This is a genomic window from Bradyrhizobium sp. AUGA SZCCT0158 (genome assembly GCF_018130065.1).
In the GTDB taxonomy this organism is placed as follows: domain Bacteria; phylum Pseudomonadota; class Alphaproteobacteria; order Rhizobiales; family Xanthobacteraceae; genus Bradyrhizobium.
In genome coordinates this window covers 19,018-27,824 of the sequence record NZ_JAFCME010000048.1, presented here as the reverse complement: position 1 = coordinate 27,824, position 8,807 = coordinate 19,018, and the positions used below count along the sequence as shown (strand labels likewise).

The window sequence follows — 8,807 nt, the reverse complement described above, 5'->3', positions numbered from 1 at the left end:
CCTCGTCGGGCAAATCAACGGTTTGAATTGTCGCGTCCCGCCCGACAAGAGGGGCGTGCGCACGTCACGAACGCGCGGCGGGATGCGGTGGACGCTTGTTCACGTCTGACGACGGCGTGGATTAAGCGTACGGCAAAACCGTGTGGTCCTGGCGCCCGTTGCAGGCGTCAAGCTGTCGGAGAAGCGCAAGCGGAAACGGCGGCGACGGAGTCAACCAGAACTCGTCTCCGGGGAGAGCGCGGCATAAGCCGTAAAGCCATTGCGCAGGGAAGGCCGGGTGTTCTCCGCTGCCCTGTATGCTCGTGTGCAGCCTACTTAGTGCAAACCGCACACGAGACCGCGGGTGCAGCGCGCACCCGGTCTTCCCTGCGCCCTCTCATGAGAGGGCGGCAAGTTTCCAGCAAAGCTCGGGCACACTGTGTCGCGAGATCGCAAAAGTGCGTTTGGCTGACGGTGCATCAAACAAACACCGCCGTCGTCCCGGGCTTGACCCGGGACCCATAACCACAGGGAGAAGTTTTGCGAAAGGTCTTCGCTACTGAGTCTCTATCGAAAGATCACGCGGTATGGGTCCCGGCTCAAGGCCGGGACGACGACTCCATACGTTCAGTTGCGCCCTACTGCAGGACCATCAACGTGAACGGATGGACGTACGCCTGCAATGTCACCAGTCCGCCGACCAGACAGGCCAGCACGATCGAATGCAGGAATACATAACGAAGGATCGAGCCTTCGTGGCCGTACCAGTTGGTCGCCGTCGAGGCGACAACGATCGATTGCGCGTCGATCATCTTGCCCATGACGCCGCCGGAGGAATTGGCGGCGGCCATCAGGATCGGCGACAGGCCGAGCTGCTCGGACGTAATCCTTTGCAGATTGCCGAACAGCACGTTGGAGGCGGTGTCCGATCCCGTCAGCGCCACGCCAAGCCAGCCGAGCAAGGTGCCGAAGAAGGGATAGAGCACGCCGGTTGCGGCGAAGGCCAGGCCGAGCGTGGCGTCGACGCCCGACAGCCGCGTCAGCGTGCCGATCGCCAGCATCGCCGAGATCGTGATCAGCGAAATCGCGCACAATTTGATGGTGCGGCCGTATTCCGCAATCATCTTCGCCGGCGAGAAGCTCATCAGGAATCCGGAAATGATCGCGGCGATCAGCATGCCGGTGCCGGTGAACGACAGATAGGTGAAGTCGAACAGCGCGGCTTCCGGTGTCGGCCTGGCGGCGACCGGGGGCACCTTGTTGATCAAATTGTGCAGTTCGGGGACCTGATATTTCCAGACGAAGCTGGCGTTCGCCCAAGCCTTGAACCCGCCATTGCCCCAGATCAGCATCACCACGCAGACGATGATCCACGGCAGCAATGCGCTCCACAATTCGCCTTGCGTGAGCGGCGTCCTGTCCATCGGCTTCGGCGTCGTCATGGTCGCGGCCGATTCATCCTTGCCGCGCAAGGCGGGCGACAACCAGAGCTCCCTGGGCTGCCACACTTTCAGGAACAGGATCAGGCATCCCATCGAAATCAGCGAAGCGCCGATGTCGACGATCCAGGGGTTGATGTAGTTCGAGATTACGAATTGCGGGATCGCGAACGAGACGCCGGTGACCAGGATAGCCGGCCACACTTCCTTCATGCCCTTCCAGCCGGCAAAGGCCCATACCACCCAGAACGGCACGATCAGCGAGAACAGCGGCAATTGCCGGCCGACCATCGCGCCGAGGACATAGGGATCGAGGCCGGTGACCTGGGCAAGGCCCTGGATCGGCGTGCCCAGCGCGCCATAGGCAACCGGAGCGGTGTTCGCGATCAGCGACAGGCCGGAGGCCGCCAGCGGCGAGAAGCCGAGCCCGATCAGAACCGCGCCTGTGATCGCAACCGGCGTGCCGAAACCGGATGCGCCCTCGAAAAATGCGCCGAAGGCGAACGCGATCAGGAGCAGTTGCAGGCAACGGTCGTTGGTGACCCCGCCGATGGCGCGCTTCAACAATTCGAAGCGACCGGTCTCGACCGTAATGCGGTAGAGGAAAATGACATTGAGGACGATCCACCCGATCGGGAAGAAGCCGACCACCACGCCGAGCAGCGATGCCCGGACCGACATGCCCGCGGGCATGTGGTAGATGGCAATGGTGACGATGTTGGCGACGATCAACGCAATGATGGCCGCGATGTGCGCCTTGACCTTGCCGCTGGCGATCAGCACCAGGAGCGTGACCACCGGCACGGCGGCGGCGAGCGTCGACAAGGTCGCGTTGCCGAGCGGATTGTAGACTTGATCCCACATGTTCGGATTCTCCCCGGATTATTATTGGGCACCCGGCCGTGTGGACGGTCTGGTGTGCCTGGCGCCTGCGGAAACGTTGCTCTCATCCGCAAGATCGACTGCTGGTTCGGCAGTTCGCCGAAACCCGCTCACAACCTCGCGAAGTCCAGAGGTCCCCTGCCCCTCGCCGTGACAGCCATGCTAGGGTCTGACCAGCTGCCGCGACAAGTCGCCGCAGGCTGGGAAATCTACGACTTTAGTCCAACGTCAAATTCTTCCATTCTTTCAGGCCTTTAAGGCCCGCTCCCCGGAGACCATCGTGAAGAATATCCGCTCGACGCTCGCGACCGTATGGCGGATCGCCGCTCCCTATTTCCGTTCCGAGGACAAATGGGCCGGCCGCGCGCTGCTCGCTGCCGTGATCACGATCCAACTGGCGCTGGTCGCGATCGACGTTCTGGTGAACCAGTGGCAGAATCGCTTCTTCAACGCGCTGCAGGAATACAATTGGGACGTCTTCGTCAGGGAGATCGGCGTCTTTTGCGTGCTGGCGAGTTGCGCCGTCGTGCTTGCCGTCTACCAGCTCTACCTCAATCAATGGCTGCAGATTCGCTGGCGGCGCTGGCTGACCCGGCACTATCTCGGCGAATGGATGCACGGCGCCAATCACTACCGCATGCAATTGCAGGGTGACGCCGCCGACAATCCGGACCAGCGCATTGCCGACGACGTCAGGCTGTTCGTCGAGCGGACGCTGGATATCGGGCTGAGCCTTTTGAATTCGGTGGTGACGCTGCTTTCCTTCGTCGTCATCCTGTGGGGGCTGTCGGCAGCCGCCCCCTTGCACCTGTTCGGCAAGGAGTACGCCATCCCGGGCTACCTGGTCTGGGGCGCGCTGATCTACGCCGTCCTCGGCACGGCGCTGACGCAATGGATCGGCTCGCCTTTGGTGCGGCTTGATTTCAAGCAGCAGCAATTCGAGGCCGATTTCCGCTTCAACCTGGTTCGGGCACGGGAGAACTCCGAGCAGATCGCGCTGTTGCAGGGCGAGCGCGCGGAGCGCCTCGGGCTTTGGGCGCGCTTCCACCATGTGATCGAAAACTGGTACGGCATCATGAGCCGGACCAAGCGGCTGACCACGTTCACCGCGAGCTATTCGCAGGCCGCGGTGATCTTTCCCTATATCCTGGTGGCACCGGCCTTCTTCGAAAAGAAGGTCCAGCTTGGCGGTTTGACCCAGACCGCGTCCGCGTTCGGCAGCGTGCAGTCGGCGCTGTCGATCTTTGTCACGATCTACCGCACGCTGGCCGACTGGCGCGCCATCATGGCACGCCTCGACGGGTTTGAAGCGGCCATCGCGAGCGCCACGGCGCTGGAGAAATCGAGCGAATCGATCGACGTCGTCGCATCTCAGGGCGGCACGGCGATCGACCTGCGCGAGCTCACGCTGCGCCTACCCAATGGCACGCCGCTGGTCTCGGCCGATGCTTTAAGCCTTCGCGGCGGCGAACGTACGCTGCTCACCGGCCCGTCGGGCTCCGGCAAGTCGACCCTGTTCCGGGCCATCGCCGGCATCTGGCCGTTCGGCAGCGGCTCGATCGCCATCCCCGCCAGCGCGTCCGTCATGATGCTGCCGCAGCGGCCCTACTTTCCGATCGGATCGCTGCATGGGGCCATCGCCTATCCCGGCGCAACCGAAACCTTCAGCGCCGATCGGGTCAGGGAAGCGCTCACCCAGGTCGGCCTGCCCAAGCTTGCCGGGCGGCTGGGGGAGCAATCGCACTGGAACCGGATGCTCTCGCTTGGCGAGCAGCAGCGCCTCGCCCTGGCGCGCGCGCTGTTGCACGCGCCGCAGTATCTGTTCCTCGACGAGGCGACCGCCTCGCTCGACGAACCCTCGGAAGCCGCGCTCTACAATTTGCTTGGCTCGAAACTGCCGCAAACCACCATCGTCTCGATCGGCCACCGTTCGACGCTCGAGGCCTTCCACCAGCGCCACGTCGCCATGGTCCGCGACGGCGACCAGTTCACGCTGCGGGAAGCGGTCAGCGCCCAGCCGGCGTAAGCCTGAGAGAAGCTGTTGCAGCCCCTACAACCAGCGCGGTCAGGTCAGCCGAGAGCTTGACGATGCCGGCTGCGCCGCACCAGTTCGAACCCACGCCGGACGGATTGATCGCAGTGACGTTGGTTCCGGTAAAGGCATTGATTTCGCCGCGAGCGGTGAAGTCGCTGGTGAAAGCGTTGCAATCGCCCTTCGACAGGTTGGTGTCGGAGTAACGGAAGTCCAGCGTGAACACCTTGTAGGTGAAGCCGACGCCGATATTCCAGGTGTTGTAGTCGGCGTAGTTGATGCCGTTCGGGAATACCGCGGTCCCGTAGAACGAGTCCGAGGTGCCCAGCCACTGGCGGCCGAACTCACCCGACACGTACATGCCAAGGCCGCTGGCGCCGAACCAGGCGCTCGGCGCGATCGCCTTGCCGACGATCGAAGCATAGGTGCCTTCGGCGCCGCTGTTGAGGAAGCTCGGCGTATAATAGGCGGTGCCGCCCAGCGAGAAGTTGTCGTTGAAGGTGTAGTTCACCTTGCCGTAGATCTCGAAGAAGCTGACGTCCTTCTTGAGCACGTTGAGATTGAGCAGGGTGTTCGCCTGGCATTCGGCGCTGAGCGGAACGCCGGCGAAATCGGTGACAGCGCCGCCGCCGTATTGGCAGGTTCCACCCGGATAGAGGTAGCCCCAGGCGCCGACATCGAAGGCAAATGCGCCAACCGTCAGGCGGGCACCGCCGTAGGCGTCGACTTCAGCGGCTGCACGGTTGGGGAACGAGATGCTCGCAGCGGCCAGGCCGACGTACAGCTGGAAGTCCTTGGTGACGTTGTAGCGCGGCTCGAAATAGGCGTTGACCGACGGCTTGTGGTTGGACTGGGTGATACCGCGGAAGATGTAATCGTTGGTGATGCCGGCGCCGAAGGCGATATCCCAGGGATCGAACGCGACAGGCGGCGGGGCCTTCACCGCCTTGACACGCAAGTCCGCCGCGAGGGCCGAACCCGATACCATTGCCAGCGCCGTTGCTAACAAAGCCAGTTTCTTCATGACGATCCCCATCACCTTCTAGAACAGTCCCGTTCCGGTGGCCCCCCAGGGCAAGCGATAACCGACTGCAACCAAACTCAACGGCAATCTGGGACGTGCTGTCATGGGCGTGAAGCAAAAAAGACAATCATCTGCCGCCTTTTTAGGCGTTCTGCCTGTTTCGGAAAATGTTGTCTGCGGGTGTTGCATTCCCACAACAAGTTTGGCGGCCTTCGTGCCGGTCAGACGACATCTGGAACCGGCAAAACAGGGGGATCAGCTCCCGCTTGCCTGAACAGCGGCCGAATCAATAGCCTCCGTAGAAATCCGTGGTGAAATCGATCCGCCGGCCGGCCTCAAGAAAAAAGCCGCAGCGGTGGACGCTGCGGCTTTCCGATTAATCGACCTTGACGGGCCGCGGACGACCTAGTGCTGATCGCCGCCATTGGACGAGCCGGAGCCCCATGACGGGGTCGATGCCTCCGAACTCGGTGTTGCCCAGCTCGGAGCGGGCGCAGCTTCGGGCTCTGGCGCCGGAGCCGCCACCGGGGCTGCCGCCTTCGGCGCGGCAGGCTTGGCGGCGGCTTTCTTTTTCTTCGCCGGGCTCTTCGCCACAGCTTTCTTGGCGGATTTCTTGGCGGCCTTCTTCGGCGCTGCCTTCTTGGCGGATTTCTTTGCGCTCTTCTTCGAAGCCTTCTTGGCCGATTTCTTTGCCGACTTCTTGGCGGCCTTCTTCGACGACTTCTTCGCAGATTTCTTCTTCGCCGCTACCGCCTTCTTGGCCTTTTTAGCCTTCTTGCTTTTCTTGCTCTTCTTCGCTTTAGCCATCGTGGTCCTCCTGTTGCCGCTGGTCGTGTCAGTCGAGCGCTCGAATAGTCGGCCGATCGATTAGTTCAATGCTGGCCTTGTCAGTCCAGACCCCTTCAATTCGGGTTTTCGACCTCCTGTCGCCCAATCGAGAAGCTCAATCGTGTGCACCACAGGAACTGACGTACCGCCGGCAATCTGCACCATGCACCCAATATTGCCCGCAGCGATCATGTCCGGTTTGACTGTCGCAATATTGGCGATCTTGCGATCGCGCAATCTGCTCGCAATGTCAGGCTGGAGAATGTTGTAGGTCCCCGCCGAACCGCAACACAAATGGCTCTCGGGTACATCTTTCACCACGAATCCATTCTTGGAAAGCAATTCTTTCGGCGCGTGCGTGATTTTCTGTCCGTGCTGCAGCGAACAAGCCGAGTGATAGGCGATGGTGACGTCGCCTTGCTGGCTCGATGGATGCAGATCGACGCCGACGAGATACTCGGTGATATCCTTTGTCAGCGCGGATATTCGTGCAGCGGGGCCGGCGAATTCGCGGTCCTCGCGCAGCATGAAACCATAGTCCTTGATGACCGTGCCGCAGCCCGACGCCGTCACCAGGATGGCGTCGAGGCCACCTTGTTCCGCTTCGCGCTGCCAGACCGTGATGTTGGCACGGGCGCGCGCCAGTGCGTCGCCGTCCTGCCCGAGGTGATGGGTGAGCGCGCCGCAGCATTGTTCGTCCCTGACCAGCACCACCTCGATGCCGTGGCGCGTCAGGAGATTGATGGCGGCCTGGTTGATGCGCGGCGCCAGCACCTGCTGGGCGCAGCCCTGCAGCAGCGCCACCCGCCCCCGCCTGTCGCCAACGGCCGGGAAGACACTGCCGGCGGCAGGCCCCGGCGCCGGCAGGCTGCCGGGCGCGAGCGCCAGCATCGCCTTGATCCGCCGCAGCAGGGTGGGCGTCGCCGGTGCGGTTTTCGGTGTCGGCAACAGGCCAGCGAACGGCCGGCCCAGCCGCGCCATGATCATGCTGGCGCGGAACAGACCCGGCCGCGGCAGCACAAAGGCCAGCACCGCGCGCAAGACCCGCTCGCCCAGCGGTCTGGAATAATCCCGCTCGATCCTGACCCGCGCCTGATCGACCAGGTGCATGTAGTTCACGCCCGATGGGCAGGTCGTCATGCAGGCGAGGCAGGACAGGCAGCGGTCGATATGCTTGACCACCTCCTTGGTCGGCGGGCGGTCCTTCTCCAGCATCTCCTTGATGAGATAGATCCGGCCACGCGGGCTATCGAGTTCGTCGCCGAGCAGCACGTAAGTCGGACAAGTCGCCGTGCAGAACCCGCAATGCACGCAGGCGCGCAGGATCTTGTCGGCTTCAGCGATGTCAGGATCGGCCAGTTGGGCGAGAGAGAATTCGGTTTTCATGTCGCGACCGCCCGCAGCAAGCGGCCCCGGTTGAGGATGTTCTTGGGATCGAAGCTCGCCCGGACGCGCTCGCTCAAGGCGGCCACGCCGCCGGATTGCGGATGGAACACGTCGACATTGCGCCGCACCAGTTCGGACGCCCGGACCAGCATCGCATGACCGCCGGCGGCATCGACGCGCGCCCGCAGCAGCGCCGCGTGCGCGTCCGGCCTGGGCGGCAACGCCGCCCAGATCAGCCCGCCGCCCCAATCGTAGATCACGTCGCCGCCGGTGTCGCGCGAAAGCTGCTGCCCGAGCGCGCCGCCGGACGCCGGCGGACACACGATCCGCCACACCGGCCACGCCCCCAGCGCGCCTTGGGCGGCAAACGGCAGGACATCGCGGATCGAACTCCAGATCGCGGCCGAAACAGCGTCTTGCAGGACCTCCACGGTGCCGAACGGCGCCAGCGTCTTGCCGAGCGAGCCGGCGCGGTCGGCGGCGGAAGCCGCGATGCCTTCGAGCCGCAGCAGCGTCGTCGCCTGCCCCGGCGCTCCGAGCCCGGCCAAGCCGCCGGCCGCGGACCGGAACGCCTGATGCGGCAGATGCGCCGCACCCGACACGTCGTAGGGCGAGCCTAGCGCCGCTGTCATCGCCCGGTTGGCGGTGACATCGTCGAGCCCGCGCAGCACCAGCGTGCGTTCGCTTTCGGGTTTCGGCATCACCTTCAACGTCACTTCCGTCATGACCGCCAGCGTCCCCCACGACCCCGCCAGCAATTTGCAGAGATCGTAACCGGTGACGTTCTTCACCACCTTACCCCCGGTTTTGAAACTGTCGCCGAAGCCGGACACCGCATGCGCCCCCAACAGATGATCGCGGGCGCCGCCGGCCCTGATGCGGCGCGGGCCGGCAAGGCCTGCGCCGATCATGCCGCCGATGGTGCCGGCGCCGGAGACGCCGAGCAGCGCCGAGGTGTCCATCGGCTCGAACGCGAATTGCTGGTCCTTAGAGTCGATCAGCGACAGCACATCGGCAAGCGGCGCGCCCGCCTGCACCGTGATGATCAGCTCGTTCGGCTCATACGCCGTGACTGCGTTCAGCGCCGACAGTTCGAGCACGGCGTTGGTCGCCATCGGCTGGCCGACCAGGCGTCGGGAGCCATGGCCGATGATCTCCAGCGGCTGCTCGCTGGCGATCGCCGCCCGCACCACCTGCTCGACGTCCTTGGCGTCTCGTACTCTTGGGGTGTCCACGT

General features: G+C 63.7%; 6 protein-coding genes. 2 read left to right on the top strand and 4 right to left on the bottom strand.

The annotated features are described in order from the left end of the window. Nucleotides 1-617 precede the first annotated feature (617 nt). Nucleotides 618-2,282 carry an L-lactate permease gene (locus JQ574_RS33940; protein WP_212384213.1) on the bottom strand — a complete coding sequence of 555 codons (1,665 nt, stop codon included), beginning with the start codon at nucleotides 2,280-2,282 and terminating at the stop codon, nucleotides 618-620. 298 nt (nucleotides 2,283-2,580) lie between these two features. Here JQ574_RS33940 and JQ574_RS33935 point away from each other — a divergent pair, with 298 nt between their 5' ends. Continuing rightward, nucleotides 2,581-4,326 carry an ABC transporter ATP-binding protein/permease gene (locus JQ574_RS33935; protein WP_212209610.1) on the top strand — a complete coding sequence of 582 codons (1,746 nt, stop codon included), beginning with the start codon at nucleotides 2,581-2,583 and terminating at the stop codon, nucleotides 4,324-4,326. Here the strand turns inward: JQ574_RS33935 and JQ574_RS33930 are convergent. Further along, complete coding sequence (locus JQ574_RS33930) at nucleotides 4,307-5,356, bottom strand: TorF family putative porin (protein WP_212384212.1); 1,050 nt, start codon at nucleotides 5,354-5,356, stop codon at nucleotides 4,307-4,309. The two genes, JQ574_RS33935 and JQ574_RS33930, sit on opposite strands and share 20 nt — an antisense overlap. A 424-nt stretch (nucleotides 5,357-5,780) precedes the next feature. Between JQ574_RS33930 and JQ574_RS33925 the strand changes: the two genes are divergently transcribed. Continuing rightward, nucleotides 5,781-6,227, top strand: coding sequence for a hypothetical protein (locus JQ574_RS33925; RefSeq protein ID WP_212209608.1), 447 nt, complete (start codon nucleotides 5,781-5,783; stop codon nucleotides 6,225-6,227). Here the strand turns inward: JQ574_RS33925 and glcF are convergent. Then, nucleotides 6,224-7,570 (bottom strand): glycolate oxidase subunit GlcF, encoded by a 1,347-nt coding sequence (gene glcF, locus JQ574_RS33920; protein ID WP_212209607.1) that lies wholly within the window; start codon nucleotides 7,568-7,570, stop codon nucleotides 6,224-6,226. The genes JQ574_RS33925 and glcF overlap by 4 nt on opposite strands. After that, nucleotides 7,567-8,805, bottom strand: coding sequence for an FAD-binding protein (locus JQ574_RS33915; RefSeq protein WP_212209606.1), 1,239 nt, complete (start codon nucleotides 8,803-8,805; stop codon nucleotides 7,567-7,569). The genes glcF and JQ574_RS33915 overlap by 4 nt, the downstream gene beginning before the upstream one ends. Between the last annotated feature and the right edge of the window lie 2 nt (nucleotides 8,806-8,807).

Excerpts from the sequence above, each read along its gene's own strand:
- JQ574_RS33940 (WP_212384213.1), bottom strand. The coding sequence starts at position 2,282 with ATGTGGGATCAAGTCTACAATCCGCTCGGCAACGCGACCTTGTCGACG.
- JQ574_RS33930 (WP_212384212.1), bottom strand. The coding sequence starts at position 5,356 with ATGAAGAAACTGGCTTTGTTAGCAACGGCGCTGGCAATGGTATCGGGT.
- glcF (WP_212209607.1), bottom strand. The coding sequence starts at position 7,570 with ATGAAAACCGAATTCTCTCTCGCCCAACTGGCCGATCCTGACATCGCT.